The organism is Enterococcus sp. AZ171 (genome assembly GCF_051714005.1).
In the GTDB taxonomy this organism is placed as follows: domain Bacteria; phylum Bacillota; class Bacilli; order Lactobacillales; family Enterococcaceae; genus Enterococcus_B; species Enterococcus_B pernyi.
Genome location: NZ_JBIORA010000001.1, coordinates 2,624,716 through 2,642,882 on the forward strand (window position 1 = coordinate 2,624,716; position 18,167 = coordinate 2,642,882).

The 18,167-nt window shown below is 38.5% G+C and carries 17 protein-coding genes and 1 pseudogene; 3 read left to right on the forward strand and 15 right to left on the reverse strand.

Annotated elements, in window-relative coordinates; all coding sequences use genetic code 11:
* Positions 1–17: 17 nt before the first annotated feature.
* The 8 genes from IGJ49_RS12650 to nusG form a co-directional block, all read right to left on the reverse strand.
* A complete protein-coding gene (locus IGJ49_RS12650; RefSeq protein WP_153830525.1) occupies positions 18–1,328 on the reverse strand; it encodes an amidohydrolase in 1,311 nt (436 codons plus the stop codon).
* On the reverse strand, positions 1,325–3,049 hold the full coding sequence (locus tag IGJ49_RS12655; protein ID WP_062806143.1) for an adenine deaminase C-terminal domain-containing protein: 1,725 nt from the start codon (positions 3,047–3,049) through the stop codon (positions 1,325–1,327). Before IGJ49_RS12655 ends, IGJ49_RS12650 begins: the two co-directional genes overlap by 4 nt.
* 109 nt (positions 3,050–3,158) lie before the next feature.
* The gene (locus tag IGJ49_RS12660) at positions 3,159–4,220 is read right to left on the reverse strand and encodes an ABC transporter substrate-binding protein (RefSeq protein ID WP_023520403.1); all 1,062 of its coding nucleotides are present in this window, start codon (positions 4,218–4,220) and stop codon (positions 3,159–3,161) included.
* A gap of 22 nt (positions 4,221–4,242) precedes the next feature.
* Positions 4,243–5,283: an ABC transporter ATP-binding protein gene (locus tag IGJ49_RS12665; RefSeq protein WP_023520404.1), complete on the reverse strand. Its 1,041-nt coding sequence runs from the start codon at positions 5,281–5,283 to the stop codon at positions 4,243–4,245.
* Positions 5,284–5,344: 61 nt separating this feature from the next.
* Entirely contained in the window at positions 5,345–6,124 is a 780-nt protein-coding gene (locus IGJ49_RS12670) for an ABC transporter permease (protein WP_010734275.1), read from the reverse strand.
* Positions 6,117–6,953, reverse strand: coding sequence for an ABC transporter permease (locus IGJ49_RS12675; RefSeq protein WP_010734274.1), 837 nt, complete (start codon positions 6,951–6,953; stop codon positions 6,117–6,119). Before IGJ49_RS12675 ends, IGJ49_RS12670 begins: the two co-directional genes overlap by 8 nt.
* A gap of 343 nt (positions 6,954–7,296) precedes the next feature.
* Entirely contained in the window at positions 7,297–8,142 is an 846-nt protein-coding gene (locus IGJ49_RS12680) for an alpha/beta fold hydrolase (protein ID WP_153830555.1), read from the reverse strand.
* 125 nt (positions 8,143–8,267) lie between these two features.
* On the reverse strand, positions 8,268–8,813 hold the full coding sequence (gene nusG / locus IGJ49_RS12685) for a transcription termination/antitermination protein NusG (protein ID WP_438723745.1): 546 nt from the start codon (positions 8,811–8,813) through the stop codon (positions 8,268–8,270).
* Between the two features lie 372 nt (positions 8,814–9,185).
* On the opposite strand from nusG, the gene IGJ49_RS12690 reads away from it, so the two are divergent.
* Positions 9,186–9,347: a hypothetical protein gene (locus IGJ49_RS12690; RefSeq protein ID WP_010734271.1), complete on the forward strand. Its 162-nt coding sequence runs from the start codon at positions 9,186–9,188 to the stop codon at positions 9,345–9,347.
* Between the two features lie 97 nt (positions 9,348–9,444).
* Here IGJ49_RS12690 and IGJ49_RS12695 read toward each other — a convergent pair whose 3' ends face one another.
* From IGJ49_RS12695 to rpmG, 3 genes are all read right to left on the reverse strand, one after another.
* On the reverse strand, positions 9,445–10,338 hold the full coding sequence (locus tag IGJ49_RS12695) for a helix-turn-helix domain-containing protein (RefSeq protein WP_438723747.1): 894 nt from the start codon (positions 10,336–10,338) through the stop codon (positions 9,445–9,447).
* Between the two features lie 154 nt (positions 10,339–10,492).
* A complete protein-coding gene (secE, locus tag IGJ49_RS12700; protein WP_010734269.1) occupies positions 10,493–10,663 on the reverse strand; it encodes a preprotein translocase subunit SecE in 171 nt (56 codons plus the stop codon).
* A 17-nt stretch (positions 10,664–10,680) separates the two neighbouring features.
* The gene (rpmG, locus tag IGJ49_RS12705) at positions 10,681–10,833 is read right to left on the reverse strand and encodes a 50S ribosomal protein L33 (RefSeq protein WP_005878997.1); all 153 of its coding nucleotides are present in this window, start codon (positions 10,831–10,833) and stop codon (positions 10,681–10,683) included.
* A gap of 158 nt (positions 10,834–10,991) precedes the next feature.
* On the opposite strand from rpmG, the gene cbpA reads away from it, so the two are divergent.
* Positions 10,992–11,636 carry a cyclic di-AMP binding protein CbpA gene (gene cbpA / locus IGJ49_RS12710; protein ID WP_010734268.1) on the forward strand — a complete coding sequence of 215 codons (645 nt, stop codon included), beginning with the start codon at positions 10,992–10,994 and terminating at the stop codon, positions 11,634–11,636.
* A 124-nt stretch (positions 11,637–11,760) separates the two neighbouring features.
* Here cbpA and IGJ49_RS12715 read toward each other — a convergent pair whose 3' ends face one another.
* Positions 11,761–12,264, reverse strand: coding sequence for a QueT transporter family protein (locus tag IGJ49_RS12715; RefSeq protein ID WP_438723751.1), 504 nt, complete (start codon positions 12,262–12,264; stop codon positions 11,761–11,763).
* 702 nt (positions 12,265–12,966) lie between these two features.
* Between IGJ49_RS12715 and IGJ49_RS12720 the strand changes: the two genes are divergently transcribed.
* Positions 12,967–13,971 (forward strand): diacylglycerol/lipid kinase family protein, encoded by a 1,005-nt coding sequence (locus tag IGJ49_RS12720; RefSeq protein ID WP_409173616.1) that lies wholly within the window; start codon positions 12,967–12,969, stop codon positions 13,969–13,971.
* A gap of 342 nt (positions 13,972–14,313) precedes the next feature.
* On the opposite strand, the pseudogene recD2 reads toward IGJ49_RS12720, so the two are convergent.
* The 3 genes and pseudogenes from recD2 to IGJ49_RS12735 all read right to left on the reverse strand — a co-directional run.
* Positions 14,314–16,636: pseudogene (gene recD2, locus IGJ49_RS12725) on the reverse strand (SF1B family DNA helicase RecD2); the annotation flags it as partial.
* Between the two features lie 18 nt (positions 16,637–16,654).
* On the reverse strand, positions 16,655–17,308 hold the full coding sequence (locus IGJ49_RS12730; protein ID WP_010734264.1) for a histidine phosphatase family protein: 654 nt from the start codon (positions 17,306–17,308) through the stop codon (positions 16,655–16,657).
* 326 nt (positions 17,309–17,634) lie between these two features.
* Positions 17,635–18,138 (reverse strand): tRNA (cytidine(34)-2'-O)-methyltransferase, encoded by a 504-nt coding sequence (locus tag IGJ49_RS12735; RefSeq protein ID WP_010734263.1) that lies wholly within the window; start codon positions 18,136–18,138, stop codon positions 17,635–17,637.
* Positions 18,139–18,167 lie beyond the last annotated feature (29 nt).

The window sequence follows — 18,167 nt, forward strand, 5'->3', positions numbered from 1 at the left end:
GTTATTCGGTTTGTTTCTTACATCCTCTGCTTTGCTTCAAACACAAATTGCCCCATTTGTTCATAGAGATCCGCTTTGATTTGTTTAAAATCATGATGGACTAACTGATGATCACGTACGAGTTGTCTGCCATCCACCCATACATGGGCCACATTGGAAGCATTCGCTGAATAAACTAAGGCAGAATATGGATCAAAAATCGGAAACATATTCACAGACTGCGTCTCAACTACAATAAAATCTGCCTTGTTCCCTACAACAAGCTGACCAGTCTCTTTAAAATCTAACAATTCCGCCCCACCTCTAGTGGCTAAACGGACAATTTCCTTCGCTGGGAAAAGCGCACGATCTTTTTCAAAGGTTTTATGGAAATTGGCAAAGAGCTTCATTTGTGCAAAGAGGTCTAAAGTGTTGCCACTACTTGGACCATCTGTACCTAACCCGACAGTTAACCCCGCAGACAGCATGGCTTTAACTGGTGCTATACCTTTCGCTGATTTTGTGTTCGCGCCGATACAGTGCGCAATTCCGACTTGCTCTCCTGCTGTAGCGACCAAGGCAATATCTGCTTCTGTCATATGGATACAATGGGCCATGATCAACGGTCTGTTCATAAAACCTAAGTCTTTTAATAACTCGAATGGCGTTTGTTGATACTGCTTCACTAATTCCTGCATTTCATAGTCCATTTCTGCCACATGCAAGGTGATCGGCACATCGAATCGTTCACTCAATTCAACTGTCCGCTTCAGCCCTTCATAGGTATTGGTATTCGGCGCATGAGGAGCCAACGCAGGCGTAATCAATGGATGATCTTTCCACTTTGGCAGGAATGTCTCACAATAAGTCAAGCCGCCAGAAGGCTCTACATTATCACACACAGGCATATCAATGATCGTTTCACCAAGAATCGCACGAATCTTAAACTGATCACATACTTGCGCGACTTGATCTTCAAAATAATACATGTCACAAAAAGCTGTCACACCACTAAGCAACATTTCACTAATTGCATATGCTGTACTTGCTGCCACTAGCTCTGGCGTCATGAACGCTTCTAATGGAAATAAGAACCGTCGTAACCGATCTGGCACATCGTCTCCTAAAGATCGAAAAGGAATCATCCCAGCATGGGTATGTGTATTCACAAAACCTGGCAACAAGATGCCGCCTGCTCCATCGATGACTTCCTCCGCAGAAGCTATCCCTTCCTGCCATTCTCCTATCTCAATGATACGATTTTCTTCAATCCGTACATACCCGTTTTTGTATTCAGTCAGTTGATCATCCATCGTTAGAACGTGGACATTTTTTATCAGTGTACTCATAACAAAACACCATCACTTGGAAAAACCAGCGGATAAAATTCCTGTGTTTTCGTATTCATCATTCCTTTATCTGTCATTTTGATTGCAGGTGAAACTGGTAGTGACAACGTAGAAAACGACATGATCTCATTCATGTTTTTATAGCCTAGATTTTGCATTTCTCTACGCACAGTTTTTAAGTCTTGGCCTAACTCTTCAATTGGCGCTTGTGAAACGATCCCGCCAATCGGTAGCGGGCAAGTTGCTGTTAATTTGCCCTCTTTAACTACCACATAGCCACCTTGTAATTCCAACAATTTTTGCTGAGCCAGCAGAATGTCTTGGCAGTTATTCCCCATCACCATCACGTTATGATGATCATGCGCCCAAGTCGTCGCAATACTTCCTGGTTTTGAAATGGGTTCTTCCATCAAAGCATACGCCACATTGCCATTCTTTCCATAACGTTCCATCACGAGCAATAAGGCGCAATCTGAATTTTCCCAATCGAGGTACCCATCTTTCACCGGAATTTTCTTCGTGATCCGTTCTGTAAATGTACCAACCTCATGTTTACGAATAACATTACAACGAACACTTGCCAAATCCGTTTTGACTGGCAACCTTAGATCGTCTAAAGAAAGCTTTTTACAATGGACCGTTTGACTGTATGAAGTAGGAAATTGTTCGATTTTTTCTGGATAAGTGATCGCCTTACCTTGCCTGTAGACTTCTTTGCCCGATTTAAAGACCGCAGAAATAGCGAATGTGGATAAATCATCTAACAAAATAAAATCAGCCATTCGTCCAGGTCCAATCAATCCACGATCATTCAAACCCATTCTACGTGCAGGCGTATAAGTCGTCATATAGATTGCTTGTTCGATCGGCACCCCCGCCTCTACTGCCTTTTTCAAATTTTCATTTAAGTGACCAGTGAGTAAATCGTCTGCCATCACATCATCAGTGATGAGACAAGCATAGTCATAATATTCATTTTCTGTGATCACCGCCATATTTTCCGGTGTGATCGACTTGTTTTGGAATTGGATGAACATGCCGTTCTCAATTTTTTCTGCTAAGGATTCCGGAAACTGATGCGTATGATCAGAAGAAATCCCGCTATACATAAATGCTGCCAATTCTTCTTCGTAAATTTTAGGACAATGTCCTTCTAACGGCATGGTCGGACGTTTTTCTTTACATAGGTCAATAATTTGGCGAATCAGCGAAGTTGGTTCATGGGCAATGCCGTGAAAATTCATGGCTTCGCCTAAACAAATCACTTTTGGATTGTCTAACAACTTTTCTGTTTCAGCTAACCCAATGATGCCACCGGTAGTTTCTAGTTCAGGTGTAGTGGAAGGAACGGACGATGGGATTGCATGGAAAATATCTAATTCCGTTTCTGCAGCCATAAATTCAGTCAACCCTTCAAGCCCAAAAACATTTGCCATCTCATGCGCATCCGCAATCACTGTAGTCACACCAAATGGTAAAACGGCCTTTGAAAAAATACTTGGCGTAGTCATTGAACTCTCAATGTGCATGTGGCTGTCAATCAAGCCAGGAATCATGTATTTCCCTCGGCCATCAATTTCTTGAAGGATCTCCAAGTGACTCAGATCCTTTGTTGTGATGTAATAAAATTTTTCACCGCTGACTGTGACATGTTTCTTCTCAAAACATTGTTTGGCTGTGTTATACACTTGTGCATCTCTAATCAGTAAGTCAATCTTCACATTTTTCCCTCACTTTTATTGTTCTTAGACAAGAATAGGGGGCTGTGCGCTTCCGACACAACCACCCCAATGTTTATTTTTTCAATGATTTCCCGTTATAGGAAAATGTTTATTGGTTGATCAAACGATTCCAACGATCGATCCAGTCAGTCATTTGACTATTCACGAAATCAAAGTCAATATTTTTTGCGCGATCAGCAACTGCCCCATACGTCATATTACCAGCTTCTTCTTCACTCAACTCCACTTTATCATTCGTCGGTGCTTCATTTAATGAAAGTGCCTTTGTTTTTTGTGATTCTTCGCTAATTCTATAGTTGATGAATGAGTAAGCCAATTCTTTATTCGCTGCTTCTTTTGGAATATTGATCGTGTTGTAGTTCGCATATGTGCCACTTTCTGGTACAACATACTCGATCGTATCAGAATCTCCTTTGACGATATCATAAGCAAAATCCATCACGATCGCTGCTTCGATTTCTCCTGCTTGGAACATGTTTGCTAAGTCAGAAGATCTTGCATAGGTCTTAACGATATTTGGTTTCAATTCTTCTAAGGCTTCAAATGCTGCCTCACCATTGTCATCTTCAATCGCTACACCCGCATGATCACTTGCAATATACATCATCAAAGGACCGGCAGTCGTAGTAATTTCCGGGATCGAGATTTTTCCTTCTAATGCTGAATCCCAAAGATCTGACCAGCTAGTAATTTCTTTTCCAACTTTTTCTCTGTCGTAAACGATACCTACACTGTTTACAGCAATCGGAACACCCGCACCACTATCAAAGACTTCCTTCGCTCCTTCAGTTAAGTCCGCTAAATTCGGGATTTTTGATTCATCTAGTTTTTCAAATAATTCTTGAGAAGCGCCATCCGCTGAGTTCGCTTGCGCTAACTCAATCACGTCGATTCCTCTAGGATTACTGATTAATTTGTTGAAGCGATCGCCACTGTTCCCTAGATCCATTGTGATCTTCGCATCGAATTCTTTTTCAAAAGGATCCATTACATCGCTTTTCACGATATCTTCACTTAAACCAAATGTTGATACAACTAGATCTTTTGACTCTTTCGCTTCGGATGAATTAGTTTCAGATCCTCCACCGCAAGCTGTCAATACAAACATACTCGCTAAAACTACTGAACTTACTAGAAAGCCTTTTTTCACTGATTTTTCCCCTTTTCTTTGCTTATTTATCTTCCAAAAGAACGATTTTATCTTTTGGGAAATGCAGGTTGATTTGATCCCCTGCTTGGTAAATTTGTTTATCCGTACCGTTTACTAAGAACTTACCTAAAGCCGTTGTCACTTCATACTGGTAACTTTTCCCTAAAAATGTTCTGACTTTCACTTCACCTTTTACAACGTTATGTGTCGCATCAGAGGCAATCTCGATATCTTCGGGACGGATCGTCGCTACTAATCGTTCTGCTATCGGTTGCTCATAAGGTGTCTCAATGACATTCCCTGCTGCTTGATAGCGGATGCCTTCGATTGGTTCAACTGGAAAGAAATTTTCAAAACCGATAAAATGTGCAACAAAACGAGTTTTGGGATGCCGATAGATTGTTTCCGGTGTATCATATTGCTCGATAACGCCATTATTCATGACCGCGACTTTATCCGAGATCGAAAAGCATTCTTCTTGATCGTGGGTCACAAAAACTGTTGTGATACCAAGTTGTTGTTGAATACGTTTGATCTCGATCCGCATTTGGACACGTAGTTTAGCGTCTAAATTACTTAATGGTTCGTCTAAGAGTAGTAACTTAGGTTCAATAACCAATGCTCGAGCCAATGCCACTCGTTGACGTTGCCCACCTGATAGTTGTTTCGGGTAACGATCACCCAACTGTTCTAAGCCACAGATTGCTAACATATCTGCTACTTTCTTGGCGATATCCGCTTTATTTTCTTTACGCAATTTCAAACCGAAAGCAACATTCTCAGCAATCGTTAGATGAGGAAACAACGCATAGCTCTGAAATACCATACCAAAATTACGTTTATGCACAGGAACTTTCACTAATTCTTGATTTTCCAGAACAAAAGAGCCCTCATTCGGCGAAATCAATCCAGCAATCACACGTAGCGTCGTTGTTTTACCGCAACCACTGGGGCCTAATAAAGAAACTAGCTCTCCTTTTTCCATTGAAATAGACAAATCTTCTAATATATTTTGTTTTCCGTCATAACTCACACGGATATTGTTCAAATTTACAAAACTCACGGTTCTCCCCCTCATAGTTTCCAGTCATTCTCAAGTACGGTTCGATTTCTTCACTCAATAGTTAAGCGATTGAAGCCAATCCTAACGTTTTCTCAATAATAAACATCAAGAAAACGGTTAATACCATGATCATTACTGAAATCGCCGACACAGTCGGGTCATACGTATATTCAATGTAGCTCAACAATGAAGTGGGCAACATCGTTACTCCTGGTCCAGATAAAAACATTGAAACTGGTACATTATTGAATGAGTTGACAAAAGCCAGCATAAACGCCGCAAATATTCCAGAAGAAACATTTGGTAAGACGACTTGCATAAAAGCGCGGGTTTTGGTACAACCCAACGTCCAGGCAACTTCTTCAATCGAAAAATCTAATTGCTCCATGCTTGAACCTACGACGCGAATGATATACGGTAGGCTGATCAAAAAATGACCAATCAATAAAGCTTGGATCACCGGCAAGTTAAACTTGATCACAATGTATTGGAACAAGGAATAGCCGACAACGATACCCGGAATCATCGTTGGTGACAAAAAGAAATTTTTAAAAAGCTGTTTACTCTTCATGTGGTAACGAGAAAGTGCGTAAGAAGTCGGCACGCCTACTAATAAAGCTAACAGAGTAGCCCCTACGCCAATACTTAAACTCAATTTAAAGCTATTCATAAATGTTTCAGAACTTAGTGCTTTCTTGTACCATTCTAATGAGAATCCATCAATCGGAAATTGTATCGTCGATGATTGTCCAAAAGACGTTACAACAATAATCACTAATGGTAAAAACAAAAACGCAAAAACTAATACTGCGATGATCGTCATCCCTTTTTGCTTACGCATGATTCATTTCCCTCCGATCTAAACGTGCAGCAATCATATTCAATCCTTTATTCACGATCAGAGTCGTGATGATCATGATCAATGCAATGACACTTGCTGAAGTCCAATCACCTAAAGTCGATGCTTTCTGGTATAAGAAAGTCGCCATCATCATATTTTGGTTCCCACCTAAAAGTTGTGGTGTCGTATAAGCCGTCAATGTGCCTGTAAATACTAAAATACTGCCAACGATCACTCCAGGTATACAAAGCGGCATGACAATTTTATAGAACGTTTTAAACGGACTCGCACCTAACGTTTCGGCAGCTTCCAGTGTTTCTTTCTCAATATTTTCCATCACGCCAACAAGTGTCATGACCATGGTAGGTAAGAATAAATAGACAGACCCGATAATAATTGCAAACTCCGTATATAGTAAGGCGATGGGTTGTTCGATCAGTCCTATGCGAATCAAGAAATTATTGATTACTCCTGTCCTTCCTAAAATGTTGATCCAAGCAAAACTACGGATGACTGAATTGGTCAATAATGGAAACATCGTCATTGCCATCAATAAACTTTTCCACTTTTTACCCACACCTGCAATAAAATAAGCAGTTGGAATACCTAAAACGGCAGAAATCAACGTCACAATGACAGAAACGCGAATTGTTCGAAGAAAAATCTTCAAATTGAAATCATCTGTCAAAAAACTGGTGTAAGCACTTAGACTAGCACCTGTTTCAGTAAAAATAGTTGGCCATATAATATTGACCAATGGCAAAATCATAAAAAATAGTAATAAGATCGTTCCTGGCGCAATGATCAAATACGGAACATTCTTCCTCATTATTCTCCCCCTCATTCGTGTTCTGTCTCATTATAAGAAAAAATACGAACATTTTCAAGAAAACTTTGTAATATATTCAGAAAAAAACATGAGTTATATGAAAAACATCGTAAAAAACCTGCGTTTATCCGTTTTATACAAAAAATACTCGTATTCATTTTATTTTTTTTAGTTATCTATGTTTATCCGCCAAACGATTATTAGTAATTAATGCGAGTTAATTATCAAAAGTGTCGAGGAATACATCTCATACGAAACAGAAAATCAGTTTTCTGGAAACCCAAAAAGAGCAATTACCGAACATCCACCCAAAAACGTTCGTTAATTACTCTTTTTATTCGACTCAACTATTCCATAAAAACTGACTAACTTCTCGATCCACTTCTTCATTTTCATGAAGCATACTATGTGAAGCACCTTCACCTTCTTCGACCTTTTCCATTACAGGGTTACCATGTTGTTTCAATAAGGCGTAAACTGCCAATGCACTATTCAGCGGAACAGTTCCATCACTTAGCTCTACTTCACTCAACTGCCCTGCAACTAATAAAAATTGTGTGTCGGTAGGGAGATTCCCTATCATTGTTTGATAATCTTGATACCTTGAAGACACCACTGTTGGCCCATTTTCGAGTAAATCAGCTAAATTCTGACCGCTATCATCCACAAAGTCATTGAACGGTGCGCCTAGTGCTACAAACTTTTCAACTTGCGGTAAAGTTGTTTCTTGGCCATACGTGACTAGATAACGGAGGCCGCTGACTCCACCCATCGAATGTCCGACAATGTTCACTTTGTTGATTTGATCAGTTGTCTGCAAATAAACCAGACATGCACGAATCCATTCTGCTTGATTCCACTCATTATTTTCATTGTCTTCGAAAAGCACTTGGATCATTGGATTGGTTGCTTCTTTTGATAACTCCCCTTGCGCTTGAACGTTCCCATTAGTATCTACAGTCAATGTCAATTCTTGTTGCCCTTTGCTTTCTCCTTCTAACCGATCGATCATTCCTTTGAATGAATTCACTGTTCCTTTATATCCGTGAACAAATAAGGTAGGCACACTCCCCTTTTCTACGGATTCTACTTGGCTTGTCCTCGTTGTTTCAGTAGAGGCAGTTTCTTTTTGGCTCTTGTTTTCTTGCGTTTGACAACCAGAGAGGATTAGCAGTACCAGCAACACCATGCCACTTAGCACCCGATTAAAATTCACTTCATTTTGTTTTATCACTTTTCTCACTCCTTTCATTCAAGACAAAAAAGAGCTGAGATGACTAGGCATCCCAACTCCTCCATTATTCTGATCACTGTTTAGTCGATTTTATCTACTTGATCAAAATCAAGCTCTGTACTTGTTTCACGACCGAACATGTCAATGTTTACTTTTAGTTTTTCTTTTTCTTCATCGACTTCTGTCACTTGACCTTCTAATCCAGCAAAAGCTCCTTCGATGATCTTAACAACTTCGCTAACTTCTACTTTCAGTTCGTTTTGACGTAAACTCATACCGATTGAACGTAAGATATGATTTACTTCTTCCGGTAATAAAGGTGCAGGCTTACTTCCTGCTCCGTGAGAACCAACAAAACCTGTAACGCCCGGTGTGTTACGGACAACATACCATGAAGCATCTGACATGATCATTTCTACTAAGACATATCCAGGGAATGTTTTATGAACGATTTCTTTTTCTTTCCCATTTTTCACTTCAGTTTCTGTTTCTTCAGGAACAACGACACGGAAAATAAAATCAGCCATTTTCATACTTTGCGCACGTGACTCGATATTTGCTTTTACTTTGTTTTCGTATCCAGAGTATGTATGCAATACATACCAATTTTTTTCAAAAGATTCCATTGAAGGCTCCTCATTTCATTTGTAAAATAAAAAAACCTCAGTTCCCCGAAGCTTTTCCTCTCTTTGATTATAGCACCGTTTGCTGGTTTTTACTAGTGACTTATTTTTAGTTCTTTAGTAATTTAAAAAGCGTTATTTATTCTTGTTTTGGTGCAGAAATTATATTATCTACTGTTTTTTTGAAAAAAAATAATTCCTTAAAAAGCTTATTTTATAAAGATGAATCAATAAATTTTTTTATTTTTTGTTATTCAGCGAAAAGGCATAGGAAAATACATACCCATGTCAATATTATTTATTCCTACAATGTACAATTATAGTCATAAGGCATCTTATTGAGCTTTAAAGAACTTTACGAGAGGAGGTATCCCCATGGAAACAATTAGACAACTCATTGCAACGGTTTTTGATTGGTTAGATTCTCTCGCCTTGATTCTCTCCTGTCTCACTGTTTTCTTTTTAAGTTTAAAAGTCTCATCTTTAGAAAAAGAAGTAAAAATACTAAAAGATACTTTTGAAAACCATTCAAAATAAGAGTCATGTTGTATGAATCAATACATATCTACATTTTCAGATAGTCCGATCAGTTCAAACTCTCCCTAAATAAGCAAACAAGAAATCTCTTTTAGCCTCATATATTAAAAATATGTTCAATCTCGTATTGTGTTTCAAATCTATGTAAATCAGCTAAAAATTCATTCTTCAACTTGCTCGCTCCAATCAATTCTAATCCCATAATAAAATCCTTTATTTTATTACTGACAGCCTCTCCTTCGATGTGCGCAAGTACAAGTTGATAAAACCGATGATATATTTCAGTTTCTCGCTGAAAAATAATTCTACGTCGAGTCTCACATAGTTTTTCCAAATAATACTTAGCTAATTTTAGCTCTTCTCTTTCAATCATCAGTAAAAACACATTATTATAAATACCTGATAATATGGAATGGAAGCTCTCCAACTCTCCTTTTTTCATCACATTCTTTTCTACTTCTTTCAATCGCTGTTTGATGTAACTTGTTTCAAATAAATAGATGAGAGTAGCAAAAGTCGTCATTTCAAATCTTCCCCACTCATCGATTTTCTCTAAATAATCAGATAATCTTTTCAGATAGTTAGTATCTTTTTTATTTAATTTTTTTACACCACCGATTCCCTCATACCACTTATAATTTTTGACAGCAAGATAATTTCTTATGACGACTAAATCATCTGAGTATTCTACTTCTTGGGCTAGTTTTTTTAATTGATAATTGATTGCACCACTATTTTTTTCTAGATTCCGGAATATTTTCTTCAAACTCAAATTTTTTTGAGATACTTTATCTCCATCAAGATAAAACATGAATTCATCGATCGTCATATTCAAGCGTTCTAATAATTCTAAAAAGACTAATAATGGTAAATGATTTTTCCCATTCTCATATTTAGCTAACGTTTCCCGCGAAACAATTCCATCGGCTAGCTTTTTTTGAGAGATGCCTCTGTCAACACGCATTTTTTTTAATAATTCATGAACTTCCATATGTTCCTCCTTACTTAAACTAGCAAAGCAAAAGAATCATCAATGATTCACAAAAAACTTGTTGAAATTTCACGGTTACTATCAAAAAAAATAGAGCTTCCAATTGATTGATAATCATGGATAGCTCGCCTTTTATTTAGATAAACTTATTGAATTATTGCAAGATCCATGCAAACAGACTTTGGATCGCTGTATCCATCACGAAAAACATTAGTCCGAAGATGATCGACGTTTCGATAACGACTAGTGTATCTTTACGTAATTGTTTTTTACTTGACCAAGTCACTTGTTTCATTTCATCTTTTACACTTTTAAGAAATTTCATCGTAAGCCTCCTCCTTGTTATTTTGTCTCTTTATGTAATGTGTATTGATTACAATATTTACAAAATTTGTTGATTTCCAAACGCTCGCCGCTTTTTCCTTCACTAATCGACTTCGTATAGTTTCGAGAACCACAAACGGAACATGCTAATGCCGCTTTTTTCTTTGCCATCCGTTTCCCCTCCTCACTGAAAACCAAATTTATACCATACTACATTATCATGTAAATTATTTTATGTCAATTAGTGATCATACGCTCTACTGTTTTTATTTTAGTTATGATATGATTACTTAAAGGATTTTAAAAATGAACAATCTGGAGGTATGACTATGCTATTAAAAACTCTTGTTTACAAGAAAAAAGATTTGACTACCGTCTCTGAGACAAGCAACTTGGAAGAAGCACTAGAAATTTTAGAAACATCCGGTTACCGTTGTGTACCGATTCTTGATACTTCCGGAAATATTTTCCGTGGGAATATTTATAAAATGCACATCTATCGTCACAAAGCAAATGGCGGCGATATGACTTTACCAGTCACTCATCTATTGAAAAACGCAACAAAATTCATTTATTTAGATACTTCTTTCTTTAAAGTATTCTTTACGATCAAAGAGCTTCCATACATTGCTGTACTTGATAGCCAAAACCATTTCTATGGGATTTTGACACACAGTACCTTACTTGGTATGTTGTCTCAGTCTTGGAGCGTAGAACAAGGAAGCTACGTCTTGACGATTGCTTCGACAGGTAAACAAGGTGACTTAGCGGCGATTTCAAAAATCATCGCAAAATATAGTAGCATTGCTAGTTGTATCACTTTGGATATCGAAAAAGATGAATACATCCGTCGTACCTTGATCACTCTACCAGCTCATACAGAAAAAAGTGTCTGTGATTCGATCGTCAATCACTTAGAAAAGAAAAATTACAAGGTGATCGAAATTGAAAATTTACAAGATACTGATAAATAAAAACCTGTTTAGTGGTTGATATTTACTAACTATTTTTCGAAAAATCATATTTCAAAAAAGCCAGAAATCCCAAAATCATTTACGACTTTTGGAATTCCTGGCTTTTTTACTCGATTAAAAACAATCATACACGATCGTTGAATTTCACTGCATGGTCTAGATAATACATCAATGGCGCAGAAACAGCCATCACGATAAATTCACTTAACGCAAGTGTACCATACGTTGTCCAAAACGCTTGACCGCCAGTTGGTACTAACATATAAGCAATCATAAACATACTGATTGTAAAGAACGCTGTATTTAATGCTAAGCGCACTTTGACATTTTTCACTTTATTTTGGATAAGTGCCGTTAGTCCTAATGCAAGTAGTGTTTGACCACCACCGAAAATCACATCCATGACACCAAAACCATAAATGGCATTATAAACGATCACGCCACCTAAGACACCCCATAATAATTTTCGATTGAATACAACTAAATGATTCAAACTTTCTGAAATACGAAATTGGATTGGCCCCGAAGACACAGGTGCTACCAAAATCGTTAACGCTAGATATAAGGCCATGATCAACCCATTAATAACGACTACCATCAGTCGTTGCCTACTCTTTGTTCTCTCCATATTCTATTCCTCATTTCTCCTAGTTTTGTTAATGCGGGATGGTTGATGAACCGCAAGGCGTATTATAACATAACAATTCTAGATTACAACCTTCCCTCCACCCCACCATTTCAGCATTTTTACCTTACCCTGAAAAGATTGTTATAAAAAATAAAAGAAATAAAAACAAGCAAGACACCTCGAGTAGTTAGCGCAAGACCTTATTGAACAGCCTCATTGAGAGATTGAGGCTTGATAGATAAAGGAATCGCACTCTTCTTATCAAAAAAATGAGTGTCGCTGTTGACTAATACTCTCCAGACAATTCTTTGTTTCTATCTTTTACCTACGTTTTTTCGTTTGTTCTTTATTGTATTTTCTAACTTAACTTCTTTTTCATTTCCCCAAACCTCTGCTATAATAACCAAGATTGTAATTCTTTTGACAATAATGACGAGATGCTTTGTTGAACCTTCAGTGGTTGACTCTATTATTCAACCACTGCTTACTCAGGGTGAGACGATTTAGTAAAGCATCGTTGATCTATTTACATGACTAAAACCACAAGTATTCACAGCTGTTGATTAAATCTGACACTGCTTGCTCTCCTTTTGACTATGTCACCTTGCTATCGTATGTTAATGAGAACTCATGAAGGAGCCCGACAAGACTTGTTTTCTCAACTCAGGTACACGATACTTTGGTGCATTCCAGGAGGAAAAAATGAATTTTCATTATCACCTATTAATCAACCAAGCTGCTGGTAGCGGAAACGGAAAGAAAACAGCGGATAAGATTTTACCAATTTTGGATCAAAAGAAACTTTCCTATACGGTTCACTATAGTGAATATAAAGGGCACGATGCCCTTATAGCGGAACATTTAGCCGAAAATACCCTCATTGAATGGGAAGAGGATATCGATGCTGATACTATCGGATGGTACCCACTTCTCATCGTCATTGGAGGAGATGGTACGCTTCATCAAGTCCTGAATACGTTTCATCATTTATGTGTATCTTTTCCTGTCGGCTTCATACCAGCCGGCTCAGGCAATGACTTTGCTCGTGGAATTGGGTTAAGTAGAGATCCAGAAAAAGCTTTAGAAACGATTTTAGCAACCAAAGAACCACAAAAAATAAATGTGTTGCATTATGAAGAAAAAGTAAACGATCGCGAAGGGCTGGCACTCAATAATTTCGGGATTGGTTTAGATGCAGCAATCGTTCATACTACGAATCATTCCAATGCAAAAAAACGATTGAATAAGTATAATTTAGGCTCGCTTTCTTATATTTTTTCTTTACTATATGCTCTTTTCTCACAAAAAGGCTTTCCGATTCTTGTAGATATTGGTGGGAAACGTGTGAATTTTAAAAAAGCCTTTCTATGTACGGCAACTAATCATCCTTATTTTGGTGGAGGAGTATCGATTGTTCCTACTGCAGATGTGACCAAGCCAACTATCGACTTCGTGGTTGTTGAACGAGTAAATCTATTTAAAATCGCTTGGTTGCTTCTTTTATTATTACAGAAGAAACAAATGCACTCGAAGTATTTCCATCACTATACAACAAGCAAACTTCGAATTGTTTCTACTATTCCCCAATATGGTCAAGAAGATGGGGAAGATTTAGAAAAACAATCGTTTGATTTACAACTAACAAATAAAACACAGTTATTGTGGTGTGAAAAAATAGTAATGAGGGAGGAACAGTCAGCCTCTTGATCTGTGGAAGTTCTTCAGATGGAGCATCTACCTTTCCAATGAAAAGACACCCGAAACGTTAGCGTTTCGGGTGTCTTTTCTGGGCTGATACTTCACACTTCCAACTGATGTTGCCTGTTTATGGTCGAATGTTCTCCATACCGATCATTGGATCAATCCATTGCTGTTCCACAGCTTCGGTTGTGAGAATGTAATTATCAGGTAATTTTGGCGTTTCAGCTTCTTTCACTTCATTTTTTTCTTCTTCGATGGCAAAAAGCGAAACTTCCTGCGCTTGGTCAGTTGCCTCTTTACGGTCCTCTATTTGTTTTGTTGGCTCAGACACTTGTTCAATGGCTGCCGAATACGTTCCTTCTTCAAATGGATCATCACCTGTCAAGGAATCTTCATAAGCGGCTAATTTCGTACGCAGATTAAGAGTCATTTCGTTATCTTCGATCCGCTTCTTCAGTGTCGTCAATCGAACAGCGGATTCGTTTTTTGCACATGTCAAATATGCTTGCTCTTCCCCTAACAAAATCAATAATTCCTTACTACGAGTAACCGCTGTATACAACAGATTCCTTTGGAGCATTCGTTGGTATTGATGAACCATCGGCAAAATCACCATCTTAAACTCGCTACCTTGGGATTTATGGATCGAGCAACAATAAGACAGGGTGATCTTATTCCATTCATTTCGTTTGTAACTCACTTCATTGGCATCAAATTGGATGACGAGTTCGTCCACCTTATCTTCCGAATCTTTTGCTAAAACAATTCCCGTGATTACCCCCATGTCACCATTGAACACATTTAATTCTGGCGTATTGACCAAATGGAGTACTTTATCCCCGATTCGATAAACTGTATCATTCCAGTGAACTTCTTTCCGATTCCCACCGCCTGGATTGAAAATATTTTGCATCATTTTATTCAAGGCATCGATACCAGCTGCACCGCGATACATCGGTGCCAACACCTGAATATCTTGTGCAGTAAATCCTTTGTTTTTCGCCTTTTCCACGATTTTAGAAATCAATGGTTCGATTTGATACGCATCACTTGCAAAGAAAGAGCGATCCTTTTGATTTTTCGTAAAATCTGCTGGCAATCTTCCTTCTTTGATCTCATGAGCCAAAGGAATGATACTTGAGCCATCGCCTTGACGATAGATCTGATTCAATTCGATTTTAGGGATTTGATCGATTTCTAATAGATCATGCAAGACTTGCCCAGGACCTACTGATGGTAGCTGATCCTTGTCCCCTACTAAGATCACTTGCATATTCGTAGGGATCGCCTTGAACAGTGTATTGGCCAACCATGTATCAACCATCGACATTTCATCGACGATCAATAAGCCACCGTCTAATTCCTTCGTGCTGATTGAAGGGGTTTTTTCACGACCATTCAAACCTAAAAGCCGGTGGATCGTACTAGCTGGCAAGCCAGTCGTTTCATTCATCCGTTTAGCAGCCCGTCCTGTGGGTGCAGCTAAGAGGATCGGAAAAATCTCTTGTGTATATTTCGTCGGATCAAGATCTAAGCCGTTTAACTCTGCAAACAGATGAACGATGCCATTGATCACTGTAGTTTTTCCAGTTCCTGGACCACCAGTCAAGATAAATAGTGGTGAGCGAATCGCTTCAGAAATCGCTTCTTCTTGTGAATCCCCATACTGGATACCAAACATTTTCTCAATTCGTCGAATATTCTTTTTAATTTCTTTTGGTTCGTACTTGATTTCCTTTTTTCGACTCAACAAGCGTTGGATCGAATTGCCAATCCCCCATTCAGAAAAATACAAACTATTTTCATATAGATTCGTTTCTTCTTGTTGGATCTTTCCCTCTTCCACTAACTGAATAATGACAGTCGCTACTTGATCCGGTTCGATTTCGATTGGACGACTTGATTCCAAGATTTTGATCGTCTGCTGCAATAAAGATTCAGCAGGCACATAGGTATCACCGGTTTGGATCGCCTGTTGGAAAATCTGGTGCAAGATCGCTGCTCTGATGCGTCGTGGCGAGTCAGCAGCAATGCCGATTTGTTCAGCTAAGTTATCTGCACGTTTAAAGCCGATTCCTTCAATCTCTTCGACTAATTGGTAAGGATTTTCTTGAATGATATCCAACGCTTCATTTTTGTAAGCTTGATAGATACTAAAGGCTAATTGACTCCCAAATCCGTAACGGTTCAACCCCATGATCACTTGATCCATTCCATGATTCAAACGGATCGTTTCAGCAATCATTTCTCTTTTTGGCTTCGTTAAACCTGAAATCTGTTGCAATTGCGCAGGATCTTCGATGATTTTTTCAATCGCATCTTCACCAAGCAGTTCCACGATTTTCTCTGCGGTTTTTTTTCCGATACCGGGAAACTTGTCACTTGATAGGTAGTTGACGATCCCGTTGGCTGTCGTCGGCTTTTCCTGTTCGTAACGCTCTACCTTCAACTGTCTGCCATATTTAGGATGATCAACTAGCTCACCATAAAAACGATACACTTCGTTCTCTTGGATATCGCCAAAACTACCAGTTGCGACAATTTCTTTTTCCCGATAATCAACACTTGTTTCACTGACTTGGATGAGCAATACTTTATAAAAATTACTAGGATTTTGAAAAAAGATAGCGGCAACTGTGCCGACAAAATAAGGCATTTCTTCTGGCTCCATCGAGGCCGCCTCCTTTATTTATAGTAAAGGCTCTGGCTGTCCATTACCTAAAAAATCCACCTGATTCCATACTTTAAGGTCATATGGTAACAGATTGTTTGGTTCTCCTGTTTCTAAAATCGTCAAGCTACTATTGAATAAACCGCCCATTTCTCGTAACTGACCTAATTCTTTACCAGTCATCCACTGGATCGCAGCAGTTAAAGAGGCACCATGCCCTACAAATAGAATAGGCCCTTGATGTTGACAGACTGCATCCGCAACAACGGCTTCGATCCGCGTGATTGCTTCGGTGATCGGCTCTCCTTCAAAAGGTGTTGGATCATATTTATCTAAATGATTTCGTAAATTAGGTAAGTTCTCTGGAAATTTTTTGTACATCTCTTCGATCGACTGTCCTTCCAGTTTTCCTAAACCTAATTCTCTTAATTTATCTGTATAAATGATTTCTGTCGGATGGTCCAATTCTTGATTGATCCCTTTTGCTGTATCTCTTGCACGTTTTGCCGTACTGCAATAAATAGCTTCAAAAGGAACAGACTTGACCATTTGGCCGAATGTCTTGATCTCCTCATAGCTTTGAGGTAACAACGGTGAGTCTCCTTGGCTTCCTTGAAAGCGTCTTTCAAGATTCCATTCCGTTTTACCATGTCTTGTAAAGTATAGTTCCATAGATGTTAGACTCCTCACTCCGTACTTGTATATATATACTATCATATAGGATTTTCCTGTTGGACCGTGTAGAAAAGCTTGTTTCTAAAAAATAGAGGCTTTCGCCAATTGAATATCGCTAAAAATCGACTGTAAAAAAACTGTGCTATCGTTTATGTAGTCTTGTTTTCGATCAGCGATGTTCACGAAATATACTTCATCCACACCCTCGATCAAGGAAATGCAAAAGGAAGCTCCTACTCTATCAAAACGAAGGTTGAGCAGCAAGAGAAACTATTTTCTCAACTTCGTCTTCTTAATAGGAGCGAAACCTCTCTTTACAACCTTTAGTCTAGCTTATCATTTTCGTAATGATGTGTTAACTCTAAATTTGGGAAACCTTGTTGACGCAATGCCTCATACACGATCATTGCCGCTGTATTCGATAGATTCAATGAACGGACGTGTGTATCATTCATAGGGATACGTAAGCATTTTTCTTCATGCTCGCGCATAAAGGGTTCCGGTAATCCAGTTGTTTCTTTCCCAAACAAAAAGAAATGCTCTTCGCCATCTGCAAAGTTTTCATCACTGTATACTTTATTCGCAAATTTGGAGATCAAATGTAACTTTCTATCGCCTAAGTAAGCCATAAATGCTGGTAGATCTGCATGATACGTGATATCCACATCATGCCAATAATCAAGCCCCGCTCGTTTCAGCTGTTTATCATCTGTTGAAAATCCTAGTGGTTCGATCAAGTGTAACGGTGTGTTGGTCGCTGCACATGTTCGTGCAATGTTTCCTGTGTTTGCAGGAATCAAAGGTTCAAATAAAACGATGTGGTTCATACTATTCATCCTCTCATGTATATGTGAAA

Bases quoted from the DNA above. Each gene is read 5' to 3' on its own strand.
- IGJ49_RS12730 (WP_010734264.1), bottom strand. From the start codon at position 17,308: ATGGAACTATACTTTACAAGACATGGTAAAACGGAATGGAATCTTGAA.
- secE (WP_010734269.1), bottom strand. From the start codon at position 10,663: ATGAAATTTCTTAAAAGTGTAAAAGATGAAATGAAACAAGTGACTTGG.
- IGJ49_RS12690 (WP_010734271.1), top strand. From the start codon at position 9,186: ATGGAAACAATTAGACAACTCATTGCAACGGTTTTTGATTGGTTAGAT.
- IGJ49_RS12715 (WP_438723751.1), bottom strand. From the start codon at position 12,264: ATGGAGAGAACAAAGAGTAGGCAACGACTGATGGTAGTCGTTATTAAT.
- IGJ49_RS12735 (WP_010734263.1), bottom strand. From the start codon at position 18,138: ATGAACCACATCGTTTTATTTGAACCTTTGATTCCTGCAAACACAGGA.
- IGJ49_RS12720 (WP_409173616.1), top strand. From the start codon at position 12,967: ATGAATTTTCATTATCACCTATTAATCAACCAAGCTGCTGGTAGCGGA.
- IGJ49_RS12650 (WP_153830525.1), bottom strand. From the start codon at position 1,328: ATGAGTACACTGATAAAAAATGTCCACGTTCTAACGATGGATGATCAA.
- rpmG (WP_005878997.1), bottom strand. From the start codon at position 10,833: ATGGCAAAGAAAAAAGCGGCATTAGCATGTTCCGTTTGTGGTTCTCGA.
- cbpA (WP_010734268.1), top strand. From the start codon at position 10,992: ATGCTATTAAAAACTCTTGTTTACAAGAAAAAAGATTTGACTACCGTC.
- IGJ49_RS12695 (WP_438723747.1), bottom strand. From the start codon at position 10,338: ATGGAAGTTCATGAATTATTAAAAAAAATGCGTGTTGACAGAGGCATC.
- IGJ49_RS12680 (WP_153830555.1), bottom strand. From the start codon at position 8,142: ATGGTGTTGCTGGTACTGCTAATCCTCTCTGGTTGTCAAACGCAAGAA.
- nusG (WP_438723745.1), bottom strand. From the start codon at position 8,813: ATGGAATCTTTTGAAAAAAATTGGTATGTATTGCATACATACTCTGGA.
- IGJ49_RS12675 (WP_010734274.1), bottom strand. From the start codon at position 6,953: ATGAGGAAGAATGTTCCGTATTTGATCATTGCGCCAGGAACGATCTTA.
- IGJ49_RS12670 (WP_010734275.1), bottom strand. From the start codon at position 6,124: ATGCGTAAGCAAAAAGGGATGACGATCATCGCAGTATTAGTTTTTGCG.